Below are 23,520 nucleotides of genomic sequence, written 5' to 3' on the forward strand. Positions count from 1 at the left end.
CTTTAAGCAACTTATCGCTTAACATCATGCAAATAAAACAAAAAACAAAACCTGCCAACGCAAGTTTTGTCATTTTTAATTAAATGTTGTCAATCGTACCCGCAGGCAATACACTGATTACGCTGGCACGCTGAATTTTGATTGAGTTGGTTGGATTTAGGGCAACAACAGCATAATCGCCTTCAATCTTGGTAACTTTACCCATCAGACCGCCAGCAAATACCACTTCATTGCCGACTGCCAAAGCATCAACCATCGCACGATGCTGTTTTCTTTGCTTTGATTGTGGGCGAAGAACCAAAAAATAAAAAATCGCAAAAATTGCAATCATGGGTAAAATTTGCAAAAAAGCGTTTGGTTGGGCAGGGGCTGCTGCAGTAGCGTGAGCACTAGCGATGAAAAAATCTAACATATAAACTCCTTACTATGAATGAAAATTGGTCAGACAAAGACAAAAAATAACGCATATCATACCATAAAATCACTACATAACGCTATGCAATTCATCTAAAACACTCTATTTTGCCATGTTTTGTTCACCTTAGTGGTTACCATTGGCGACAAGAGCACAAAAAAGCTAAAAAAGTAGGTAGTGGCGACAAAGTAGGGCGAGACAAACGATACACAAGTGCGTTGTGTATCGTTATTCTTAAATGGGCAAGCACGCATCGCATCAATTTAGATGATAATCATCCATGAAAAATAGAAATTTGGCTTAAGACTTGCAGTTATGATGGATTTGCCTTAATATATTGGTTTATTTTTTTAGAACAAATTTTTATGCCCCGACACCGATTAAGCTTGACTTCTTTTTTTGTATTGCCTTTATTGCTTAGCACTTTATTCTTTACTAGCCAAGCAATCGCCAGTCAAGCCACGCCAGTAACATCTGCCAATATTGCGTTACTCATCTTTTTTATTTCCTTGTCTTTGGTTGCTTCTTTTTTGTGTTCTATTTCAGAAGCCACGCTACTGACGATGACGCCGTCCTATATTGATACACTACAAGAGACCAATCCCAAGATCGCCAATCTCTTGGCGGATGTCAAAGTTAACAATATTGAAAAATCCATTTCATCTATTTTAACTTTAAACACTGTTGCTCACACATTAGGCTCGCTTGGTGCAGGTGCTCAGGCAACCATCGTTTTTGGCGATATGTGGTTTGGCGTATTTAGTGCAGTCATGACGATTGCTATTTTGCTTGGTACGGAGATTATCCCAAAAACACTAGGCACAACTTACTGGCGACGCTTTGCTGTGCCTGTGGCATATTATGTGCGTTTTATCAATATTATTTTAATGCCAATTGTCTGGGTGGCAGAAAAAATCTCTCGTTTACTCACTCGTGGCAATACTGAAAATACTTTTAGCCGTCATGAATTCATCGCTCTTGCCAATCAAGGTGAAAGTTTGGGTGAGATAAGTGAGCTTGAGACACGCATCATCAAAAACTCATTGGCACTGAGCATGATAAATGTTGAAGATATTGTAACACCACGCTCGGTAACGATGGCGTTTGATGAGAGCATGACTGTCGGCGATGTTTTTGCCAACCACCCAAAGTTACCATTCTCACGCTTTCCAATTTTTGATGAAGATTTGGATAGTGCCACAGGCTTTGTCCTAAAATCAGACCTACTGATTGCTAAGGCTAATCAAGAGATACATACACCCATCAAAAAATTTCGCCGAGACATTAACTTTGTTTTTGCTAAGATGAAGCTGTTTGACCTGCTTGATTTGATGCTCAAAGAACGAGTACACATTGCTTTGGCGGTAGGTGAGTTTGGTGAAGTTAAAGGATTGGTCAGTTTAGAAGATGTACTTGAGACCTTATTAGGGCTTGAGATTGTTGATGAATTTGACCGTGTTGATGACATGCAGATTTTAGCTAGACAGCTTATGGAAAGACGCATGAGCCATATCGGAGCAAAGCTTGAAAACACAGATGTGCCAGAAGATACCAAATAAATATTTGATAGAATTTACGGTACATGAATACCCAATAATTGCAACAATTCGTTACAATCAGCCATCATCAGTTAAAGCACATCTGCTATTGTAGCTACAATACACCTAAAACAAGGGCTTGTTATGAATACAACACAACACAAAGACCGCACAAAAACGCTACTCAAAAAAGGAGTGTATATTGGTGCTTTGGCTACCATCATTGGTACACTGGGTAAAATGTCAGGCAAGCGATTGTTGCCATCAATGAGTATTGGTCTCATCACGGCTTTAGGGGCGACAACACTTATTTCATCGCCTGCCCACGCCATCAGTGAATCGTCCGTGCAGGCATATGCCAGTGCCATGAGTAACGCTGCCAATAGCAAAAACATCGGACAAGTTGCTCGCTTGGTGTCCAATGAAGCAATTATTTCTTTAACCAGAAACGGTAAAACCGCCAATTTGGATAAAAATAACTACTTGCAATTACTACAAACAAGCTGGGCAAAATCTACTAATTATCATTATGATATTGCCATTAGTGATATCATAGTTTCAGGCAACCAAGCTCGTGCCCAAGTCATCGCCACCGAAACTTGGCTAGAAGATGGTAAGCCTGTCAAGTTGATAACCACTTCTCGTGTAACTTTGTCATCGGTGGGTGGTAGTGCGGTATTGCTACGCTCAGTATCACAAGTTGCCATCAATTAAGATGGGCAAAAGCGTTAAGCAACCAACACTTGCGGTTATTTGCTATCTATTTGCCGTCAGTTGTGCTTTATATAAGAAAAATTGGCGGTTTTTTGATATTTTTTTAGGATGGCGATTGATAATACTGAAAAAATAAGGCATTATTACCCCTTTCATTAAGCATCTTTTTTGTAATTTTTTCATATTCATATTTAAAGGTCTTTAACATGACGCAGCTGCCTTTGTCAAAAAAAACATCAAACCTATCACAAAAAACCCCAAAGCAATCACAACTACCAAAACCACTCACCTTAGCGGTATCTGCCTGTTTGTTGGCAGCGTGTAGCACCACCAACACCACGCCTACCCCTAGTACCGCATCCGTTAGCAAACCCATCGTTACCAAGCAATCCAAACCAATCTCTCAACCATCTAGACCGGTTGCCCAACCATCGAGTTATGCTGGCGTGCTTGATGAGGGCACGCTTGATGAGCTAGAAGAGTTGCTTCAAGCCACTGATATGAGTATGGTAGAAAGCGATGCTTTGACTGTTCAACGTTATGGCAACTTATGGGATAGGCTACGCCGTGGCTATCGCATGGGCGAGACGAATAATGCTCGCATTGAAGCACAAAAATCATGGTTCTATAGCCGTCAAAGTTATCTTAATCGTCTGACTGCCCGTGCTTCACGCTATCTATATCATACTGTAACCGAAGCTGAACGCCGAGGCATCCCCACCGAACTTGCTTTGCTACCCATCATTGAAAGTTCGTATGACCCATCAGCCACTTCAAATGCAGCAGCAGCAGGTCTGTGGCAGTTTATCCCTAGTACAGGGCGTATCTATGGTCTAAACCAGACATCAGGCTATGATGGTCGCCGTGATGTTATTGAATCCACTCGTGCTGCCTATGATTTTTTGACCAGTCTTTATAATCAATTTGGCTCATGGGAGCTAGCATTAGCCGCCTATAATGCAGGTCCAGGCAGGGTATCTCGTGCAATCAGAGCCAACGAAGCGGCAGGGCTACCGACAGACTACTGGTCACTCAACTTGCCCAAAGAAACCATGAATTATGTACCACGATTCATCGCTGTATCACAGATTGTGGCATCGCCATCTAGCTACGGAGTGAGTTTGCCTGCCATTGCCAACCATTCGCATTTTAGAACTGTGCCTGTCAACTATGGGGTAAGTCTGCAGGAAGTTGCTAGCGTAACAGGTGTTAGCTTTGATGAACTGCGTCTATTAAACCCTGCATTGATCAGCTTGATGGTGGATAGTGCAGGCCCAAATCGCATTGTTGTTCCTGACAGTCTAAGCAACAGCATCAATGCCAAGCTATCCGCCCTAACAGGCTATAGTTATCATGATGGTGGCGACTATGTTGCTACCGCACCTGCCCAAAGCACACAATATGTTTTACCAAAATCAGGGGCGGTTGCCAACACCAATTCACAAAAAGAGCTAATGCAGTCAAACACACTACCGACCACCATTGCTCAGGTAACCGCTAATAATACCATCGTCCAAGAGCCAGCGTTAACCCAAGAAGAGCGTGATTTTATCGCCACACAGATTCAGTCTGCCACACCAGAAATGGTGCAGGCGGTCAATCCTAATGATGGCAATATCAAGTTAGATGCAATACAAACCGCCCAGTCGGTATTGGAAGCTCGTGGACAAACCAAGACGCTTAGTTATTCTGCACCTGCAACTACCAAGAGTACACCGCCAGCCCCCACACCAGTACCACCACCTGTCGTTCATCATGCACCAACACCTGCTGTTAACACGCCTGTGATTGTACAACCAACGCCGCCAAAGAGTACGCCTAAACCAGTTGTTGCCAATCCTAAGCCAAAAACACCGCAAACACCGCCCAAGCCGAAAGTCGCTCCTGAAAGCTATACGGTAAAATCAGGCGACACACTGACAGGCATCGCTGCCGCACACAACTTAAGTGTCAGCCAATTGGCAAGCTATAATAACATTCCAACCAACACTTATGTTCAGCGTGGTCAAAAACTTTGGCTCGTCCCTGGCAAAGTCAAAGAACAGCCTATCCAAGCAAGTACTCAAAAGCCGACTGGTGAAACCACGAAGTCCACTAACACCAAAACGACCAACTATCGTGTAAAAGCAGGCGATAGCCTAACCGTTATTGCACGCAGACATAACATCAGCTTGCATGAACTGGCAGCGATGAATGATCTTGAGCCAACTTATGGCGTGCTTATTGGTCAAGTGTTAAAAGTACCTGCGGATACAACCGCCGAACCTACACGCTCATCTCAAGTAGCAACAACCAAAACCAATGCCAAGACCAACAATACCGCCACCACGAATTATACGGTTAAGGCAGGAGATACACTAACAGGCGTAGCAAACAGTCTGGGTGTCAGCACTCAAGAGATTGCCGCCTTAAATGACTTTTCTCCGACCGCTAATCTCATCAGAGGTCAGACCATCAAAGTGCCTGCCAAGACAGTCGCCGCATCAAAAACGACTGATAAAAAGTCAACCACCCCAAGCAAATACACCGTCAAATCAGGCGATAGCTTGACATCGGTAGCATCAAAACACGGCATCAGCATTGATGAGCTAGCAGCTGCCAATAATATGACTCGCACATCAAATCTAATCTTGGGTGCAACCATCACGATTCCTGTAGCAGGCGATGCACAAAAACCATCCAAATCCGAACGCAGTGTTCGTTCAAGCACACCAAGCTTCCCTACCGAAAACTACACCGTACAAGCTGGCGATAACCTAACTGTGCTTGCCAATAAATACGACATATCACTTGCTGAGCTTGCCAAAGCAAATAACCTTTCGGCCAATGCACAGCTACGCCGTGGTCAGACCATCAAAGTGCCAAAGCTAACCACCACTTATAAGGTGAAATCTGGTGATAACTTGACTTCTTTGGCACGCCGCTATAGTATCAGTATAGAGCAACTGATCAAGATGAATAATCTTGAAAATAATACCAATTTGCGTATTGGGCAAACCTTAATTGTGCCAAATAAATAAAGCAAATGAAAAACACCCCAAAGCTCGATGCTTTTGGGGTGTTTTTTTATGACAAAAATCAAGCGGGATTATCAATGTCAATAAACTCAACCACAACACCAAGCTCTTGGGTAATAAGCTCGCCTAACGCACGAATGCCATCTTTTTCGGTGGCATGATGACCGGCAGCAAAATAATCCAAACCAAGCTCTCTGGCACTGTGTGTGGTTCGCTCTGAGATTTCCCCTGAGATAAAGGCATCACAACCCATTTTGGCTGCCTGTTCAATCATATCTTGAGCACCACCTGAGCATAGGGCGATTTTTGATAAACTATGCTTACCGCTTGAAATATGTAGTGGTTTTCTGCCTAGTTTTTTAGTAATCTTGTCAGCAAAATCACTTGGCATAATCGGCAAACAAGTTGCTATATTGCCTATAGGGTGTTTTTCATGTGGGTATAAAGCACCGGTAATGGTCAAATCCAGATTTTGTGCCAGTAGGGCGTTATTGCCAATGATAGGGTGGGCGTCTAATGGCAGATGATACGCAAGCATCGATATGCCTGATTTCATCAAAGTACGCACACGCCGACCTTTCATTCCAGTTAGAGAGGTAGGCTCTCCTTTCCAAAAATAGCCATGATGCACTAAAATTGCCTGTGCGTCTTGCTTTGCAGCTGCATCAATTAACGCCTGACAAGCCGTTACGCCTGTAATAATCTTGGTGATGGGAGTGTCTGCATCAACTTGCAAACCATTGGGACAGTAGTCGTTAAACTCGCAAACTTGTAGATAATTATCACAAAAAGTTGCCAAATCCTGTGGTGAAATCGCCATATAGCACCTTCATTTTCTCGTTAAATGTATTGATGAAACCATGAGTTTTTCGGCTAATTGTAACGACTTTTTATCTGATGTGCAAATAAGTCGCAAAAATCACGAAATCTTAACAAAAATTTTTAACAAAATTTTTAACAAAAAACCATTATTTTTTTATAAAATTTTAGCAAATTATTTTATCTTGTATCACCAACCCCAATCTTAGCCCAAAGTTTCTAATTCGTTATAACCCATAGGAAAGCCCATGAAACCAACCTTAGAACATTTTAAAAAATACGAACAAGGTATAAGCTTTTGGGTGGTCTTGCCGTGGCTGATTGCAGTAGCTTTAGCTTGCTGTTTACTTGTTTTTTGGTTATTTGCCAAAGTTGATGACAAAGCAGTTGCTATTAAAAATACAGCCACACCAACGCCCATCATTGAACAATCAGTCAGCACCGCCACACCAGTCATCTCTTATAAAAATGCGGTCAACCGTGCCGCCAAATCGGTGGTGAATATTTATACCACCCAAACCATCCAACACCCTTATATGAACGACCCTGCATTTCGTGAGTTTTTTGAGCGGTACTACGGCAATCAGATGCAACAGCAGGGTTCAAATCTAGGCTCTGGCGTCATTGTCTCAAAAGATGGCTACATCGTTACCAATGCCCATGTCATTAGTAAGGCAGATGAAATCATTGTCGCACTTAACGATGGCAGAAAAACACACGCCAAGGTCATCGGCAGTGATGAAGAGAGCGATTTGGCGGTCATTAAAGTAAATCTTGATGGGTTAGAGCCATTGGCATTTCGCAGTACGCCTGTCAGTGTTGGCGATGTAGCACTTGCCATCGGCAACCCCTTTGGTGTCGGTCAAACAGTAACACAGGGTATCGTCTCAGCACTTGGGCGTGCAGGGCTTGGCGTGAGTGTTTTCGAGGACTTTATTCAAACAGATGCTGCCATCAACCCTGGTAATTCTGGTGGTGCATTGGTGGATGCAGGCGGTGCATTGATTGGTATCAACACCGCCATCTATTCACGCTCAGGTGGCTCAATGGGTATTGGTTTTGCCATTCCAAACACCATCGTTGAACGAGTGATGAACGCACTCATTAAAGACGGTAAGGTCAGTCGTGGTTGGTTGGGCGTTGGAATTGCCCAATCTAATCATAGCCCCCTCAGCTTAGAATCCGCCCAAGGCGTCATCGTCTCACAAGTATGGGAAGATACGCCTGCTCACCGAGCAGGACTTAGAGTAGGGGATATCATTACCGATCTTGATGGCATACCAACCAATGACATCAACACCCTAACAGGAATTGTCGCTAAGCACACCCCAAATACCAAACTTGACGCTCAGATTTTACGAGATGGCAAGTCGCTCAAGATTAGCATTACGCTTGGCGAACGACCAAGTATCCAGCAGTAGCTTACTAACCAATAAAAACAGCCTGTCAATAATGCAGGCTGTTTTTATTGGATTTATCAATGTGTATTATACAAAATATCATCGTTTTTGTTAGATAAAACCGCTAACCAATCACTTTGAAAAACTGCAACAAAAACAAGATGCTAAATCCAGTCAAAAAGATAATACCACTAATCGCAAACCATTTCATACCAGCAGAAGTGGTTGGCTGATTTTTAATCAAAGAATAATTAAGATAAGCATAAATCGGTGCGGCAATAAATGCAACAATCATGGCAAATTTCAATAAAGCTGCCATTTGACCTAAGAAAAATGCAATAATGGCATAACCCATCACTAATGCAAAAGTTGTCCATATTTTGACATATTTTTCGGTAAGTTCAGTAGTGCCTTTCATGATGAGTGATAAGCTCTCAGCATTGGTGCGTCCATAACCATCAGCCGAAGTGATGACCGTACCAAACATACATAAAAAAGCAATGAAAGTTACCAGTAATTTTGACCAGTCGCCAATGGTCATTGTATACATGCTGATGAGCTGACCAACATAAGCACCACCTTGCACGGCAATCTCTTGACCTGAGCCATACTGTACAAAGACGCCCAACGCCAAGAAAAATAATGCCAGCACCACTGAAGTTAAATAACCCACATTAAGGTCTACCATGCCCTGATAACGACTCGTGTTATCCGTGCTAATCTTTTTGGCAGTCCAAACCGAGGTGATTACTGAAAATTCAAGTGGGGCAGGCATAAAGCCCATCAGTGCAACAACAAAACCCAAAGCTGATAGATTCCAAGGCGATGGCTCAATAAAATCAGGTGCGACCACCGATGCCTTGCTTGCTGCAATGATCACCGCAACAACCGTAGCAATGGTCAAGGCTGCCATAATCCATTTTGTCAAATTATCCAACACCTTGTAACGACCACCTATCAGCAATACCCATGATGATGACATCACAATAGCTGACAACACCAAAGTATTCGTCTCAAAAGGCAATATATACCCCAAAATTACCGCACATAACAAGGAAACCGCACCTGTGGTGATGACACTTGAGATGGTATTCATCACAAAGAAAACCAATAGGTATAACCGAGATTTTTTTGCGTAACCAACCACTAGGCTATTGCCCGTATTGTACGCATACTCGGTGGCAAAACGATAAAAAGGGTACTTAAAAAAGTTTGCCAAGATGATTATGATTGCAAGCTGCCAGCCGTACAAAGCACCTGCTTGAGTTGATGAAATTAAATGCGAAGCCCCAATGGCTGCAGATGCCATCAAGATGCCTGGGCCAAATGCCCGCCAAGATAATTTTCTGTCGGTGCTGATTTGTGATAGATTGCTCACAAAACTCTCCTTAATCCAATTCAATATCAAAAATGATAGTGTAAATAAAATTGTTATATACTAAAACAAAAATGCTACAAAAACCATATTTTATTACTCAATTTTTACAAAATTAGCAATAAAAGCTGACCAATCTTGGAATTTTTAGAATAACTGGGCAGATTTTCCAATATTATGGCAAATAAAAGAAGGGTTGGTTTGGATTAGATATCTAAGTAAACGCATACCTTGACATTTGAGTATCAGATATTTCAACACATAAAAAAGCAATTAATAAAAGTTATTTAATGTAATTTGAAGCCATCAAAGAAAACAAGAGCTTGTGGAACAATCCAAAATTTGTAGTGCCTTGGGATTTTCGTCAGAACAAAAAGCAGTAAATAAACAAAAAACCCAAGTTTAAAAACTTGGGTTTTTTATAATTCATACACTTACGCATATGAATTAGCTTTATGTTGCTAAGACCAGTCCTGACCAGTGAGCCTAAAAGAAAGAAGATTACATAAAACACTTGCTTAGCTTGTAATGTTTTAGCTGCCCACACGAACCCTAGAAATGCTATATTGCATGAGATTAATAATAACACAAAAATACTATCTGTCAAGAATTTTTAATTTTTTGATAGAATATGCTTTGGCAATGACAGGTCTGTTTGAGAAGATAGGTGAAAAATATTTTATTTAACATAATATACATTATGCGAAGTATAACTAACCAAACCGGAGTTTTTTGGAATTGCTGGGCATCATGCCATCATACTTAACCAGATTCCAATATTGACGATAAAATTTTCTCAAAATTACAAATTAGCACAACCATTCACGCAAATTTTATTTTATAATAGATGTATGCTTTATCTGATTTGGTATCTTATCGGTGATTTTATGAAATTTGTTTATTTATCCTTGCTCATGGCATCTACCTTGCCATTCATCACTCACGCCCAAAGCCTACCAGTCAATCCCGACGCTCGCCTTAGTCTTGGTTTGAATGTTGCCTATGGCAAAAACGCTTATCAAGCAGACAATATTTTGGTCGTCAGTCCACATGGTTTTTATGACAACAACCGATGGTATATTGAAGGTGGTGAAGCTGGATTTTACCCTTATAAAGACAACAAGCACCATGCTCGCATTGGCTTGGCATATGATGGACCGAGTTTTAATCCCAAAAACTCTAAAGGCACACTACAGGGCTTGGATAAACGAAAAGCATCGGCACAAGCATTGATAAGCTATATGTATGTAAGCCCCATTGGCGGTTTTAAGGCAAAAGTTGCTACAGACGCCCTATCGCATCATGATGGCACTGTCATTACATTGTCGCATATTAGTCGTTTTGAGCACGATAAATTCACTATTTACCCCACCGTTGGTGTTAATTGGTATGATAAGAACTACAATAGCTACTACTATGGCGTATCCTCAGCTGAAAGTAATCGCACAGGCATAGATGCTTATCAACCTAATAGTGGCTTTGCCCCTTTTGCCTCAGCGATGATCAACTATGAAATGAAAGACAATATTACCTTATTTGCCAATCAACGCATAGAATGGCTTGCATCCGCCCAAAAAAATAGTCCAATGACCGACGACAAAATCACCAGTACCACAAGATTGGGCGTTAGCTATCGATTTTAAACAATGATGGGTATCTGGTTATGCCATACAGTAACCGCTCAGTATTTGAGCGGTTTTTTGTGGTTTAATCAGTACTGGCATTATGATTACTTGGTTAAGGGTTGTAATACCAGACTCTCTGCTTTTTTTACTGTCTCTTTATTGGCAATATTATTTGCCCATTTTTGCACATGTGGATATTCATCAACATTCAAGAACCGAGCAGCATTATAATGCTCACCAATATACAATTTACCCAGTACAAGCCAACCATACCAAGGATAAATTGCCATATCCGCCACCGTATATTCATCGCTAGCCACATACTCACGACTTGCCAAATGCTGATTTAGAACATCAAGCTGTCGTTTGGTTTCCATCGTGTAACGATTGATGGCATATTCTACAGGTTCTGGTGCATAAGCATAAAAATGACCAAAACCACCACCTACAAACGGTGCAGAACCCATCTGCCACATGAGCCACGACAACACTTCGGCATGCTTGGCGGTATCGGTTGGCAAGAATTTATTATATTTTTGGGCAAGGTGCAATAAAATCGCCCCGCTTTCAAAAATATTCACAGGCTCATCACCTGATCTATCAATCAAGGCAGGTATCTTAGAATTGGGATTGATTGACACAAAATCCGTACCAAACTGATCGCCTGCCACGATATCAATCTTATAGGCATCAAAATCTAAAAGACCTAACGCTTTTAGCTCCTCTAAGATGATGTTTACCTTAACACCATTGGGCGTATTTAGACTATATAGTTGATATGGTTTATCGCCTTTTGGCAGGATATATTCATGGCGAGCTCCTGCAGTTGGGCGGTTAGTGCCACCAAATTTACCGCCCATATTGATGGCATTAAAATCCCAGACTGCTGGCGGTGTGTATGTTGTCATAAAAAATCTCTCTTTTGGGGTAATTTTCTTAATAAACTTTATGGGTTAAGTCCATGCTGATTGATGGGCAATTATGCCATTACTTTATACATTCAAAATAAAGACAATGGCTATACCAACCATCACCATGCCAATCACTTTATGATTTCATCTGTTTTTATGTTAAGCGACGGCATTCACCAAAAAAACCATCTTCAAAAATATAGCGGTGCCTATCTTTACCATCAAATTCAACCGAATGCTGATTATTAACTTCCATCAACTGCTCGACTTCTGCTTTGATGTCGGCAGTTGCTTGATCGCTCAGTTTTACCAAACTGTCGCCAATAAAATGATAAGTATAATCTTCATTGATTTTTTGATTGGTCATATACAGCTTATCATCTTGAACATGCCAATCATAAGTAATGCTTGTTATATTAAGAAAAGATTGGTATGGAGGTAAGGACTTATCAATATACTCTATCAGTTCATGAGCCCATCCATCTTGATGATAGCGAATTATATTTTTCGCATGAATGTTTTGCATTTTTGCTTCACACAGCCAGTCACCCACCAAATCATCACGGATAGATGACTGGGCGTGGCTAAGCGTTGCCAGCAGCACAGACAGGCTACATAATAGTATTTTTAGCATTAGATACTCCTTATTTATTCTTTTTAAAAGAGTGCAAGACAAGATGATTGGATTTCTTTGTTCGCTCTTTTTTAATTAAATTAAGTATAGCCAAGTCATACCTATTTTACAATCGTCGATACAAATAAAAAGGCAGTATGACACCGCCCTTTTATTTGTATCGCCAGTTAATTTATCTTTGCCTTTATAGCAAAATCTTGCGTGGGTCAGCAAGCAGTTTGGCGATATAGCGAGTAAATACGGCAGCATCAGCACCATTGATGGTGCGATGGTCGTAAGACAGCGACAATGGCAACATCAAGCGCGGCTCGAATTCTTTACCATTCCAACGAGGTTGGAAGGTTGACTCTGAAATACCCAAGATTGCTACTTGTGGGTGATTAACTAACGGCGTAAAGTAAGTGCCACCCATATTACCTTGAGATGAGATGGTAAATGACGCACCTTGTAAGTCCTTAGCACTAAGTTTCTTATCTCGTGCTTTTTTGGCAAGCTCACCAATTTCAATCGCCAACTGCTTAATGCCTTTGGATTGAGCATCACGAATGACAGGGACAATCAAACCATCGTCAGTTGCCACCGCAATCCCCATGTGTACAGATTTTCGGATAATCATCTGCGTGTTGTCATCTGATACATGGCTATTAAATTTTGGATGCTGTGTTAGAGCATATGCCACCGCCTTAACAATAAAGGCTAAGATGGTCAAACCCACACCCTGTGCTTTAAACTCTGCTTTTAGTTCATTACGCAAGTTTTCGGTATCGGTGATATCCGCCAAATCAAACTGCGTTACCTGTGGTAATAGCGTGTTTAGATTCAGTTGTGGAATCGAGACTTTTTGTAGACGGGTCAAATTCACTGTCTCAATCTCACCCCAAATCTCTTTATTGGACATATCAGGCAATGGCGGTAAGCTAATGCCAGTAGCTTTGGCAGGTGTGCCATTTGCCACCGATGTGGCTTTTGCTCCTGTCATGACTGACTTCACATAGCCAAACAAGTCTTCTTTTAGAATGCGACCATGAGCCGCTGTGCCTGTAACCGCACTAATATCCACACCCAATTCACGAGCCAACTTACGCACAGCAGGCCCTGCGTGTGCATTGCGTGCTTTTTCATTCACTTGTACTTCAGATAACTTGGTGGTAGGTGCTGATGGTGCAACAGTGGCATTGGTTTCTGATTTTGGTGTATCTGCCTTTGGTTGTTGCGTTTGGGCCGGCTGTGCCTGCTCTGTCGCAACGGTTGTAGTAGCTGCAGCTGACTTGATGACCACAAAGGACTGACCGTTTGATACGCTATCGCCTGCATTAACCAAAATAGACTCAATCATGCCAGAAACAGGGGCAGGCACCTCAACCGATGCTTTATCCGACTCAACCAGTAGTAATGGCTGATTCTCATCAACAATATCGCCAACAGCCACTAAAATCTCAGCGACTTCGGCACTCTCTACACCCAAATCAGGTAGGTTATAGGTTTGGCTGCTAGCCACTTCGCTTTTGGTAGGCTGTGAATGCTCAACAACTGTGGTGGCTTGCGGTTGATTGTCTTGCTGAACTGACTGCTCTTCTGCTTGAACAGGTGTATTGTCCGCTGTATCTGTTGCCTCAACAGTTAACAGAATACTACCTTCGCTTACGCTATCTCCCACATTGATGGCAATAGCAGTAACTTTTCCTGAGACAGGCGACGGTATTTCTACCGACGCTTTATCCGATTCAACTAGGATAATGTTGTCATTTTCGCTGATCACATCACCGATATTTACCAAAATCTCGGCGACTTCAGCACTCTCTACACCCAAATCAGGGGCTTTAATTTCCATGTTCGTCTCCTTATTTTGGCTCTACAACTTGGTTGTCATTTAGGATTGGTGCATCAGCTTGATTCTTGATACGACCTTCGTTACTGATGACCTCGTCAGAATCCTCAACAAAGTCAGGCACTGGTGTTGGATTTTGATTGACCGATACCGCAGGAGCATCTGGGAAATAATCATAATGTGGTTGTGGCTGCCAAGCTGGTGCTTGATCCACATCAATCTCAAGGCTGTTGATGGCATCTAGAACCAAACGCACATCAATCTCACCTTCATCTGCCAATTTTTTCAATGTTGCCACAACAATATGTTCAGCATTCACATGGAAGAAATTACGCAACTGTTCACGACTGTCTGAGCGACCAAAGCCATCAGTACCTAGCGTGGTGTATGGACGGCTATCAGGTAACCAACCACGAATCTGTTCTGAATAGTTACGCATATAATCTGTCGCTGCAACCACGATACCTTTGTGCGGTGCAAGCTGTTTGGTTATCCAAGGTGTCTTAACCTCTTCGGTTGGGTGTAGGCGGTTATAATCATCACACGCCATACCATCACGAGTCAGCTCGTTGAAGCTAGTTACACTCCAGACATTCGCTTTGATACCAAAATCGTCATTTAAAATGCGAGCAGCTTTTTGAACTTCACGCAAAATAACACCTGAGCCTAACAACTGCACTTGGCTTGAACCGTTGTCTTCTAGAAGATACATACCACGCTTGATGCCTTCTTCAACACCCTCTGGCATGGCGTGATGTTGGTAGTTCTCATTCATCAAGGTAATGTAGTAGTACACACGCTCACCCTCACCATACATGCGTCTTAAACCATCGTGCATGATGACCGCCAACTCATAACCAAAGCATGGATCGTAGGTTACACAGTTTGGTACAGTGCCAAATAAGATATGACTATGGCCATCTTGATGTTGCAAGCCCTCACCGTTTAGCGTGGTGCGACCTGCTGTCGCTCCGAACAAGAAACCTTGCGACTGCATATCACCAGCAAGCCATGCCAAATCACCGATACGCTGGAATCCAAACATTGAGTAGTAGATATACATTGGAATCATCGGTAAGGCATTGGTTGAATAACTGGTTGCCAAGGCAAGCCACGCACTCATTGCCCCTGCTTCGTTAATCCCCTCTTCTAGCATATGTCCATCTTTGGCTTCTTTATAGCCCATCAAAGCTTCGGCGTCTTCTGCAGTATAATTTTGACCTGCAGCAGAGTAGATGCCCAACTGACGGAACATACCCTCCAGACCAAAGGTGCGCGCCTCATCTGGCACAATTGGTACGACATATTTATTTAGTGCTTTGTCTTTTAATAGAGCTGATAATAGACGCACGAACACCATCGTGGTTGATTGCTCTTTACCTTTTGAGCCTTGTAATACTTGGTCAAAGATAGACAGCTCGGGAATTTGTAGTGGAATATGACCGCTACGACGAGCAGGTAGATGTCCACCCAATGCCTGACGGCGACCCATTAAGTATTTGTATTCTGCCGAGTCTTCTGATGGGCGATAAAATGGTAGTGTTTGTAGGTCTTCATCACTAAATGGCAAGTCAAAACGATCTCGGAAATATTTTAGACCTGTTTCATCAAGTTTTTTTAGCTGATGTGCTTTGTTCACCGCTTGAATTTGACTTGATAGACCATAGCCTTTAACGGTTTTTACCAAAATAACGGTAGGCTGACCTTTGGTTTTCATTGCTTCAGCATAGGCAGCATAGACTTTCTTTGGATCATGACCACCACGGTTTAGGTGCATCAATTCTTCATCGGAAAGGTCTTTGACCATCTCTGCAAGTTCTGGATACTTGCCAAAGAATTCTTTACGCACAAAAGCACCATCACGAGCAGTATATAGCTGATATTCACCATCTACGACCTCTTCCATGCGGTGTTTTAAAGCGCCTGTATGGTCTTTGGCAAGCAGACTATCCCAATGGTCGCCCCAGATTACTTTAATTACTCGCCAGCCGGCACCACGGAAGACAGATTCTAGTTCTTGAATGATTTTGCCATTGCCACGCACAGGACCATCAAGTCGTTGCAAGTTGCAGTTAATCACCCAAATAAGGTTGTCAAGCTTTTCACGACCTGCCATGCTAATAGCACCCAAGCTTTCTGGTTCGTCCGTTTCACCATCGCCTAGAAACGCCCAAATTTTGCGGTTTTCGTCTTTAATGAGCTTGCGGTTGGTTAGGTATTTTTGGATATGTGCTTGATAAATTGAAGTCAATGGACCTAGACCCATTGATACGGTTGGAAACTGCCAATAATCAGGCATTAGGTAAGGATGCGGATAACTTGATAGACCCTTACCACCCACTTCACGGCGAAAATTGGTTAACTGCTCTTCGGTCAAACGACCTTCTAAGAATGAACGAGCGTACATACCTGGTGCACCATGACCTTGATAATAAATCATATCACCGCCAAAGTTCTCATCTGGGGCACGCCAAAAATGGTTAAAACCTGTTTCATACAAGGTTGCTGATGACGCAAAAGTCGCCAAATGCCCACCTAACTCATCGTCATTTTGGTTGGCACGCATCACCATCGCCAAAGCATTATAACGCACAAGGGCACGCAACTTACGCTCCATGTGCAAATCACCTGGATAGGTTGGTTCATCTTCTACAGGAATGGTGTTGATGTAGGCGGTATCTAGGCGGTTAAACGGTAGACCTTCTTGCACCGCCATGTTATACAAGGCTTTTAGCAAAAATTGAGCACGCTCTTTGTCGGCATTTTTAATGACTGAAGCAAATGCGTCAAGCCATTCTTGGGTTTCGACATGGTCAGAATCTTTATAGTAAGTCGTCATGATGATTCCTTAGGAAGTTTCGCCAAATTGGCAGTGAATTGGTGCACCACCTCATTCTCTTTGTTGTGTTCTACAGAGATATTTGAGATTGTTTTGCACTTTTTTGATGGTTTAATATTATAAAGGCTTTTTAAAAAAAAGTTTATCGCTTTTAGAAAATGTAAAAATTATCAGTATTTTTTAAAAAAATACTGATTGAAAATCAATTTATTATAACATAAAAATTTTATAAAAATAAGAATTATAATTATTTATACAATAAAAAACTAAGACCGATCAGCGTGATGCTCATCGGTCTTTTTGTGGTTAAATTTACGCTTCGCCGGCTTGCATTTGAATGTAGTTTTGGATACCAATGTCTTCAATTTTTTCTAATTGAGTCTCTAGGTAGTCCTCATACTCTTCATTAGCATCTTTTAGCGTGATGAGTAGTTCACGAGAAACAAAGTCCCGTTTTTGCGTGCAAATGTCAATGGCGTTAAGCAATACATCATGCTTGCGTTTCTCTAGACGCAAATCACAGTTTAGGATTTCTTGAACATCTTCGCCGATAAGCAATTTGCCCAGCTCCTGCAGATTTGGTAGACCCTCAAGCAACAAGATACGCTCAATGAGTTCATCAGACCATTTCATTTCACGAATTGACTGATGGTAAAATACATCGTTTAATTCATTGATGCCCCAATTTTTAACGATACGAGCATGCAAAAAATATTGGTTGATGGCAATTAACGACTGATTCAATACCGAATTTAATGCACGGATAACCTCTTTATCACCTTTCATGACTTATCCTTAATTGTATGATTTTATCTTTATGAGTAAAGATAGTCTATCATTAGTGAGTTACTGTTGCCATGTTTGGTTCGGCGGTTTGACTTTGTAGGTAGTTTTGTAGCCCCATCAAGTCAATCAAACGAAGCTGTTTTTCTAGCCAATGAGCATGGTCTTCTTCGGTGTCTTTTAGCTGTCCGACCAACATATCACGAGTAACATAATCACGCTCTGCCTCACAAATGGCGATACCCTCTTTTAGATGCTCTTGTACAGCATATTCTAGGTCTAAATCACTTTTTAGCATGGCTGGCACATCAGCACCAATATTAATCTCACCTACTTGCATATTTGGTGTGCCACCCAGCATAATGATGCGATTGATGAGCAAGCGAGCATGCAAGGTCTCATCTTCCATTTCGTGATAAATACGGTCATGTAACTTGCCAAGTTCCCATTCAGCATACATTTGCGAATGGATAAAATACTGATCTCTTGCACCCAGCTCACCTGCCAATAAGAAATTTAAATAATCAATAACTTTTTGAGACGACTTCATCATAAGCTCCTTTAATTAAACAAAACATGATTTCATACAGCATGGTTAATGAATATGATAAACGGAAAAATGAACGAACTACAATGGGTTTGGATAATGCTTAACCAACTTAATCTCGCTCACCGCTTAGCTTACTGCATTGATACTATCGTCTTATATTAACATAATCACCACAAAAATCATGTCAAAATTTGTATCACTAATGAACTGATAACGAAGTGCAATCTGCGAATGCCTCTCAAATTTACCAAGACATAAGCCTACTAACACAATCAAAGTCAAAAGATAATCATTTTAAAAAATATTTTATAACATATTGATTTTATTGATAAAAATAAAAAAATAACAACTCACAAAAGCAAGTTGTTATCATTTCATCATGATTGCGGTCATTTTATTCAAGAATGATTATTCATTAGCTATTTTAACCAATGCCCACCAAGCTAAACCACCCACCGCTTTCTTTATTCATAGAAACAATACGGTAATAATTTAATGGTAAAGATTTAATTTTTAGGTTCGGTGTTATTTGTAACATTAGCCTGCCATCACATCAATCGCAGGCAAATTGGCAAGATGCTCATCAACCAAATCTTGCACCATAGGAATACAACAACCACAACAAGTGCCTACCTGCAAAGTATCTTGTAGTCCCTGCACGGTCGTGATGCCTTGCACCATGGCAGTGTTGATTTGTGTGTCCTTGACATCATGGCAGATACATACATACATTATTATTCTCCCTAGGTGGCAACTCTCGGTTTATTGCTTGCTTGGATTTCACAACTGCATGATAGCAGAGATGATATATTAGCTGAAGCAATCGCTCAATTACTCGGATACTAATATAGCAAGAATAATTCTTGTTTGCAATAGTTTTTGAGAATTTTTCTTATATGATAAAGAAAATAAATAATAATATCCTTAACGATTGATAAAATCAAATATCCGACCAAAACACTCAGATTTGACAAGTTTGAATTTTATGATTGATTTGGTATCAAATATGGGCATTTTGTTTTGTGTTATTTTGTGGCATAATGGCAAAAAAATGATTAGATCTAAGGAGTGGTCATGATCAGTGTTTTTGATTTATTTAAAATTGGTATTGGGCCGTCCAGTTCGCATACGGTTGGACCAATGGTAGCGGCAAGTCGTTTTTTATCACTATTAGGCGAACACATCAATCAAGTTAAGCAAGTGCGAGTGGATTTGTATGGTTCGCTATCTGCTACAGGCAAAGGGCATGCTACCGATACAGCAACAATCTTGGGTTTGCTTGGGCATAAGCCACGAACCATTGACACCACCAAAACCGAAAGCTATCTACGCCCTGTCATGGAAGATGGCGTGATGATGCTAGGTGGCGTACAACAGATTGCCTTTGATTATGGTCGAGATGTTGTATGGTATGACGATGTTACCTTGCCTTTTCACCCCAATGGCATGACTTTAACCGCCTTATTTGATGAAGGCGAATCCATTAGCCAGACTTATTACTCAATTGGTGGCGGCTTTGTGATGGACGATAAGGAAATCAATGCAGAATCAGTCCATGATGATGAATGTCAATACCCCTACCCATTTAGGCTTGCTTCTGAATTATCTGCCATCTGCGAAGCAAAATCATGGAATATTGCAGAGCTGATGCAACACAACGAAACTGCCATTAGAAGTGAAGAAGAAGTCAAAAACTACCTAAATGAAATTTGGGAAGTCATGCAGGCGTGCGTTACAGAAGGCTGCAAAAAAGACGGTATCTTGCCAGGCGGTCTAAATGTCAAAAGAAGAGCTAAAGCTCTGTATGATCAGCTATCCAAAGAATATGGCAAATCCACTGATGGCGGACTGTTAGCAATGGACTGGGTGGATTTATACGCCCTAGCGGTCAATGAAGAGAATGCTGCAGGCGGTAAAGTGGTAACCGCCCCCACTAATGGTGCAGCAGGCATTATTCCTGCAGTTTTGCATTATTATCGTGGGTTTATTCCTGAATTTAGTTATCAAGGCGTGCGAGATTTCTTGTTGGTAGCAGGAGCAATCGGTGCACTCATCAAACAAAATGCTTCTATTTCAGGTGCGGAAGTTGGCTGTCAAGGCGAGGTAGGTTCAGCCTGTGCGATGGCGGCGGCAGGACTTGCCCATGTTATGGGCGGTTCGGTCGCTCAATGCCTAAATGCTGCCGAGATCGGTCTTGAACATAACCTAGGATTAACCTGCGATCCCATCGCAGGATTGGTACAGGTCCCCTGTATTGAGCGAAATGCGATGGCATCGGTCAAAGCAATCAATGCTGCTCGCCTTGCCTTGCGTGGCGATGGTTCTCATCATGTCTCACTGGATAAGGCAATCTTAACCATGAAAGAGACAGGAAAAGACATGATGGATAAATACAAAGAAACTGCTCGTGGTGGTCTTGCGGTCTATGCCGACAACCGCATTCCGACCGCAAGCGTTGGCGTAATGGTGGGTTTTAGTCAGTGCTAAGATATCCATCAGCCCTAAAATCAAGCCAATAAAAGAGCGATATGCTTTTTTATTGGCTAATTAAATACTTAGAGCAGTAAATACTTAAAACAGCAAGTTTTTAACAATTAAAGTAGCAGGCTTAATTAAGCTAAGTATCATGGATCGTAAAGCCTTGCACCTTCTTACAAAGATGCGGTCTTTTGGATAAACGCACATCAGTGCTTTTCTTTTTCTTTTTTATTATCATCTGGAACAACTGCCCGCACCACAGCCACCGTGCCTTTTACCACACCTTTGGTGGTCTTATAAGCAATTTTCACAGGTGTTGTTACAACCTTATGTACACAGGCTTGCAACACCAAGCCTGACAACCCAAGCGTTATTATCAATATCAATTTTTTCACGGTTATCTTATCTTTTTAGAACCCTAATCAGCTAGCTACGATAATCAGCATTGATACTGACATAATCGTGCGATAAATCGCAAGTATAAACCGTATCAACATAAGCTGTATCATACCCCAAATCAATACTGACGGTAATTTCAGGGCGATTCATCACCGCTTGACCTAGGCTTTCTGTATAGCCATCAACCAGACCGCCACGCTGACAGATGACAACTTCATCAAGCAAGACATTAACACAAGCCTGATCAATAGATGCACCCGCATAACCAACCGCCGCCAAAATCCTTCCCCAATTCGGATCAGACGCAAAAAATGCCGTCTTTACAAGCGGTGAATGTGCCACTGCATAAGCAACTTTGGTACAATCATTAAGACTTTGACCACCTGACACCTTTACCGTGATGAACTTGCTCGCTCCTTCGCCATCTCGTACGATAAGCTGAGCAATTTTTAGCATGACTTCTTTGATTAACTCAAATACTACCTGATAGTGGGCATGATTTTCATCATCAATAAGCGTACCCACTTTTCCTGTAGCAATGAGCGTACAGCAGTCATTGGTTGATGTATCGCCATCAACGGTAATGCGGTTAAAAGTCTGATTGGTGAGCGTAGCTAGGATTCGTTGTAAGAGTGGCCGGCTGATATTAGCATCCGTTGCTACAAAACCAAGCATGGTTGCCATATTTGGACGAATCATACCCGCCCCTTTACTGATACCAGTAACAGTATAGGTTGTGCCGTCAATAGTCGTCTGCACGCTATGCCCCTTTGGCGTGGTATCAGTGGTCATGATGGCATAAGCAGCGTTTAGCCAGTTGTCTGCTTTTAGGTCTGCTAACGCAGCATCAAGCCCAGCGATAATGCGTTCGCTTGGCAATCGCTCGCCAATTACCCCTGTAGAATATGGCAACACCTCTACCATATCCACACCGGTTTTATTCGCCAAAGCCTGACAGACTGCCACCGCCCTATCAATCCCTTCTTGACCCGTAGCAGCATTGGCATTTCCTGTATTAATGACAAGATAGCAAGGCATGGTTTTGGAGATATGCGACCGAACCACTTGCACAGGGGCGGCAGCAAAGGCGTTTTGGGTGGTAACCACCGCCACATTTGCTTTGTCGCTAATCTCAAATATGCTTAAATCACGGCGATTTTCATAACGCACCGCCGCCTCTGCAATACCAATTCTCACCCCATTGATGGGCAATAAAGGCACTAAGTTTACATCACCTACAGGCATAAGACCTCTTTATTTATCTAAAATTCACTGATTATTTGGGTTGTGATAAACACACAAACGATTACAATGCAAATCTCGCCCAAATTGGTGCATGGTCAGACGGCTTCTCCAATCCACGAATATCATAGCTAATCCCTGCATCCACACAGTCGGCGATGAGTTGATCCGTACACAAAATATGGTCGATGCGTAATCCTCGTTTTGGTGTATCCTCAAAACCCTTTGAACGGTAATCAAACCAGCTAAATTCATCAGCACTATCAGGCTTAAACTTGCGATAAGTGTCGTGCAAATCACGACTCATTAAAGCATCATACCACTCTCTTTCTTCTGGCAAAAATGAACAAGTGCCATTTTTTAACCAGCGTTTAGCATTTTGTTCACCAATACCAACATCACAATCATGCGGTGAGATGTTCATATCCCCCATGATAATCAGCTCTCGCCCTTGACCTTTTAGTTCATCAATATAAGTATTTAAATCCGCATAAAAAGCACGCTTCATGGGAAATTTAATCTCATGATCTCGGTTTTCGCCTTGTGGAAAATAGCCATTAATCACATCAATCTGACGCCCACCTACTTCAAATCTGGCATGAATCAAACGCCTTTGGGCATCAGCATCGGCAAAAGGGAAGCCCTTTTGCACAAAAATCGGTTTAGATTTTGATAAAATCGCCACACCATAATGGGCTTTTTGTCCAAAAAACTCCACATGATAGCCCAAGCTCTTAACATCAATCAGCGGAAATGCCTCATCATGCACTTTGGTTTCTTGTAATCCAATGATGTCCGCTCCCAACATATCACGCACAGCAACAAGTTGATGCGGTCTGGCACGCAGCCCATTGATATTAAAGCTCACAAAAGTTGTCATGTCTCAATCTCTATCTATAAAAATGATGCTATTGTAACAAACTTTTGATAAAAATTTTGCAAATTTTGCATGA

At 41.8% G+C, this 23,520-nt stretch carries 19 protein-coding genes; 6 read left to right on the forward strand and 13 right to left on the reverse strand.

Annotation, left to right across the window (positions count from 1 at the left end):
• Positions 1 to 79 precede the first annotated feature (79 nt).
• Positions 80 to 412 carry a preprotein translocase subunit YajC gene (gene yajC, locus LU276_RS04835; RefSeq protein ID WP_284674506.1) on the reverse strand — a complete coding sequence of 111 codons (333 nt, stop codon included), beginning with the start codon at positions 410 to 412 and terminating at the stop codon, positions 80 to 82.
• A 368-nt stretch (positions 413 to 780) separates the two neighbouring features.
• Here yajC and LU276_RS04840 point away from each other — a divergent pair, with 368 nt between their 5' ends.
• The 3 genes from LU276_RS04840 (at position 781) to LU276_RS04850 (ending at position 5,687) form a co-directional block, all read left to right on the forward strand.
• Positions 781 to 1,974, forward strand: coding sequence for a CNNM domain-containing protein (locus LU276_RS04840; RefSeq protein WP_418001280.1), 1,194 nt, complete (start codon positions 781 to 783; stop codon positions 1,972 to 1,974).
• A 123-nt stretch (positions 1,975 to 2,097) separates the two neighbouring features.
• Complete coding sequence (locus tag LU276_RS04845; RefSeq protein WP_284674508.1) at positions 2,098 to 2,667, forward strand: hypothetical protein; 570 nt, start codon at positions 2,098 to 2,100, stop codon at positions 2,665 to 2,667.
• A gap of 206 nt (positions 2,668 to 2,873) precedes the next feature.
• Positions 2,874 to 5,687: a LysM peptidoglycan-binding domain-containing protein gene (locus LU276_RS04850; RefSeq protein ID WP_284674509.1), complete on the forward strand. Its 2,814-nt coding sequence runs from the start codon at positions 2,874 to 2,876 to the stop codon at positions 5,685 to 5,687.
• 58 nt (positions 5,688 to 5,745) lie between these two features.
• Here LU276_RS04850 and LU276_RS04855 read toward each other — a convergent pair whose 3' ends face one another.
• Positions 5,746 to 6,504, reverse strand: coding sequence for a Nif3-like dinuclear metal center hexameric protein (locus LU276_RS04855; RefSeq protein WP_284674510.1), 759 nt, complete (start codon positions 6,502 to 6,504; stop codon positions 5,746 to 5,748).
• A gap of 247 nt (positions 6,505 to 6,751) precedes the next feature.
• On the opposite strand from LU276_RS04855, the gene LU276_RS04860 reads away from it, so the two are divergent.
• Positions 6,752 to 7,924: a trypsin-like peptidase domain-containing protein gene (locus LU276_RS04860; protein ID WP_284674511.1), complete on the forward strand. Its 1,173-nt coding sequence runs from the start codon at positions 6,752 to 6,754 to the stop codon at positions 7,922 to 7,924.
• Between the two features lie 103 nt (positions 7,925 to 8,027).
• On the opposite strand, the gene LU276_RS04865 is transcribed toward LU276_RS04860, so the two are convergent.
• Positions 8,028 to 9,212 (reverse strand): NRAMP family divalent metal transporter, encoded by a 1,185-nt coding sequence (locus LU276_RS04865; protein WP_418001289.1) that lies wholly within the window; start codon positions 9,210 to 9,212, stop codon positions 8,028 to 8,030.
• A gap of 953 nt (positions 9,213 to 10,165) precedes the next feature.
• Here LU276_RS04865 and LU276_RS04870 point away from each other — a divergent pair.
• Positions 10,166 to 10,921, forward strand: coding sequence for a MipA/OmpV family protein (locus tag LU276_RS04870; protein ID WP_284674513.1), 756 nt, complete (start codon positions 10,166 to 10,168; stop codon positions 10,919 to 10,921).
• A gap of 86 nt (positions 10,922 to 11,007) precedes the next feature.
• Here the strand turns inward: LU276_RS04870 and yghU are convergent, their stop codons facing one another.
• From yghU to LU276_RS04905, 7 genes are all read right to left on the reverse strand, one after another.
• Positions 11,008 to 11,811: a glutathione-dependent disulfide-bond oxidoreductase gene (gene yghU, locus LU276_RS04875; RefSeq protein WP_284674514.1), complete on the reverse strand. Its 804-nt coding sequence runs from the start codon at positions 11,809 to 11,811 to the stop codon at positions 11,008 to 11,010.
• A 157-nt stretch (positions 11,812 to 11,968) separates the two neighbouring features.
• Positions 11,969 to 12,448 carry a hypothetical protein gene (locus LU276_RS04880; RefSeq protein WP_284674515.1) on the reverse strand — a complete coding sequence of 160 codons (480 nt, stop codon included), beginning with the start codon at positions 12,446 to 12,448 and terminating at the stop codon, positions 11,969 to 11,971.
• Positions 12,449 to 12,632: 184 nt separating this feature from the next.
• Positions 12,633 to 14,279 carry a 2-oxo acid dehydrogenase subunit E2 gene (locus LU276_RS04885; RefSeq protein ID WP_284674516.1) on the reverse strand — a complete coding sequence of 549 codons (1,647 nt, stop codon included), beginning with the start codon at positions 14,277 to 14,279 and terminating at the stop codon, positions 12,633 to 12,635.
• Positions 14,280 to 14,289: 10 nt separating this feature from the next.
• Complete coding sequence (aceE, locus tag LU276_RS04890) at positions 14,290 to 17,115, reverse strand: pyruvate dehydrogenase (acetyl-transferring), homodimeric type (RefSeq protein WP_284674517.1); 2,826 nt, start codon at positions 17,113 to 17,115, stop codon at positions 14,290 to 14,292.
• A gap of 312 nt (positions 17,116 to 17,427) precedes the next feature.
• On the reverse strand, positions 17,428 to 17,901 hold the full coding sequence (gene bfr / locus LU276_RS04895; protein WP_284674518.1) for a bacterioferritin: 474 nt from the start codon (positions 17,899 to 17,901) through the stop codon (positions 17,428 to 17,430).
• A gap of 52 nt (positions 17,902 to 17,953) precedes the next feature.
• The gene (gene bfr / locus LU276_RS04900; RefSeq protein ID WP_284674586.1) at positions 17,954 to 18,448 is read right to left on the reverse strand and encodes a bacterioferritin; all 495 of its coding nucleotides are present in this window, start codon (positions 18,446 to 18,448) and stop codon (positions 17,954 to 17,956) included.
• Between the two features lie 537 nt (positions 18,449 to 18,985).
• Positions 18,986 to 19,180, reverse strand: coding sequence for a (2Fe-2S)-binding protein (locus tag LU276_RS04905; RefSeq protein WP_284674519.1), 195 nt, complete (start codon positions 19,178 to 19,180; stop codon positions 18,986 to 18,988).
• Positions 19,181 to 19,522: 342 nt separating this feature from the next.
• Here LU276_RS04905 and LU276_RS04910 point away from each other — a divergent pair, with 342 nt between their 5' ends.
• Positions 19,523 to 20,935: an L-serine ammonia-lyase gene (locus tag LU276_RS04910; RefSeq protein ID WP_284674520.1), complete on the forward strand. Its 1,413-nt coding sequence runs from the start codon at positions 19,523 to 19,525 to the stop codon at positions 20,933 to 20,935.
• Positions 20,936 to 21,132: 197 nt separating this feature from the next.
• Here the strand turns inward: LU276_RS04910 and LU276_RS04915 are convergent, their stop codons facing one another.
• The 3 genes from LU276_RS04915 to xthA all read right to left on the reverse strand — a co-directional run bounded on the left by LU276_RS04915 (position 21,133) and on the right by xthA (position 23,447).
• A complete protein-coding gene (locus LU276_RS04915) occupies positions 21,133 to 21,321 on the reverse strand; it encodes an NF038104 family lipoprotein (RefSeq protein WP_284674521.1) in 189 nt (62 codons plus the stop codon).
• Between the two features lie 31 nt (positions 21,322 to 21,352).
• Positions 21,353 to 22,570 (reverse strand): bifunctional glutamate N-acetyltransferase/amino-acid acetyltransferase ArgJ, encoded by a 1,218-nt coding sequence (gene argJ / locus LU276_RS04920; protein WP_284674522.1) that lies wholly within the window; start codon positions 22,568 to 22,570, stop codon positions 21,353 to 21,355.
• 61 nt (positions 22,571 to 22,631) lie between these two features.
• A complete protein-coding gene (gene xthA / locus LU276_RS04925) occupies positions 22,632 to 23,447 on the reverse strand; it encodes an exodeoxyribonuclease III (protein WP_284674523.1) in 816 nt (271 codons plus the stop codon).
• Positions 23,448 to 23,520 lie beyond the last annotated feature (73 nt).

The sequence above is a fragment of the Moraxella haemolytica genome, from assembly GCF_030177935.1.
Classification (GTDB): domain Bacteria; phylum Pseudomonadota; class Gammaproteobacteria; order Pseudomonadales; family Moraxellaceae; genus Moraxella; species Moraxella haemolytica.

Excerpts from the sequence above, each read along its gene's own strand:
- LU276_RS04850 (WP_284674509.1), top strand. The coding sequence starts at position 2,874 with ATGACGCAGCTGCCTTTGTCAAAAAAAACATCAAACCTATCACAAAAA.
- LU276_RS04865 (WP_418001289.1), bottom strand. The coding sequence starts at position 9,212 with ATGGCATCTGCAGCCATTGGGGCTTCGCATTTAATTTCATCAACTCAA.
- LU276_RS04855 (WP_284674510.1), bottom strand. The coding sequence starts at position 6,504 with ATGGCGATTTCACCACAGGATTTGGCAACTTTTTGTGATAATTATCTA.
- xthA (WP_284674523.1), bottom strand. The coding sequence starts at position 23,447 with ATGACAACTTTTGTGAGCTTTAATATCAATGGGCTGCGTGCCAGACCG.
- LU276_RS04845 (WP_284674508.1), top strand. The coding sequence starts at position 2,098 with ATGAATACAACACAACACAAAGACCGCACAAAAACGCTACTCAAAAAA.
- yghU (WP_284674514.1), bottom strand. The coding sequence starts at position 11,811 with ATGACAACATACACACCGCCAGCAGTCTGGGATTTTAATGCCATCAAT.
- LU276_RS04885 (WP_284674516.1), bottom strand. The coding sequence starts at position 14,279 with ATGGAAATTAAAGCCCCTGATTTGGGTGTAGAGAGTGCTGAAGTCGCC.
- bfr (WP_284674586.1), bottom strand. The coding sequence starts at position 18,448 with ATGAAGTCGTCTCAAAAAGTTATTGATTATTTAAATTTCTTATTGGCA.
- argJ (WP_284674522.1), bottom strand. The coding sequence starts at position 22,570 with ATGCCTGTAGGTGATGTAAACTTAGTGCCTTTATTGCCCATCAATGGG.
- LU276_RS04870 (WP_284674513.1), top strand. The coding sequence starts at position 10,166 with ATGAAATTTGTTTATTTATCCTTGCTCATGGCATCTACCTTGCCATTC.
- LU276_RS04880 (WP_284674515.1), bottom strand. The coding sequence starts at position 12,448 with ATGCTAAAAATACTATTATGTAGCCTGTCTGTGCTGCTGGCAACGCTT.
- LU276_RS04840 (WP_418001280.1), top strand. The coding sequence starts at position 781 with ATGCCCCGACACCGATTAAGCTTGACTTCTTTTTTTGTATTGCCTTTA.
- LU276_RS04905 (WP_284674519.1), bottom strand. The coding sequence starts at position 19,180 with ATGTATGTATGTATCTGCCATGATGTCAAGGACACACAAATCAACACT.
- LU276_RS04860 (WP_284674511.1), top strand. The coding sequence starts at position 6,752 with ATGAAACCAACCTTAGAACATTTTAAAAAATACGAACAAGGTATAAGC.
- aceE (WP_284674517.1), bottom strand. The coding sequence starts at position 17,115 with ATGACGACTTACTATAAAGATTCTGACCATGTCGAAACCCAAGAATGG.
- LU276_RS04910 (WP_284674520.1), top strand. The coding sequence starts at position 19,523 with ATGATCAGTGTTTTTGATTTATTTAAAATTGGTATTGGGCCGTCCAGT.
- yajC (WP_284674506.1), bottom strand. The coding sequence starts at position 412 with ATGTTAGATTTTTTCATCGCTAGTGCTCACGCTACTGCAGCAGCCCCT.
- bfr (WP_284674518.1), bottom strand. The coding sequence starts at position 17,901 with ATGAAAGGTGATAAAGAGGTTATCCGTGCATTAAATTCGGTATTGAAT.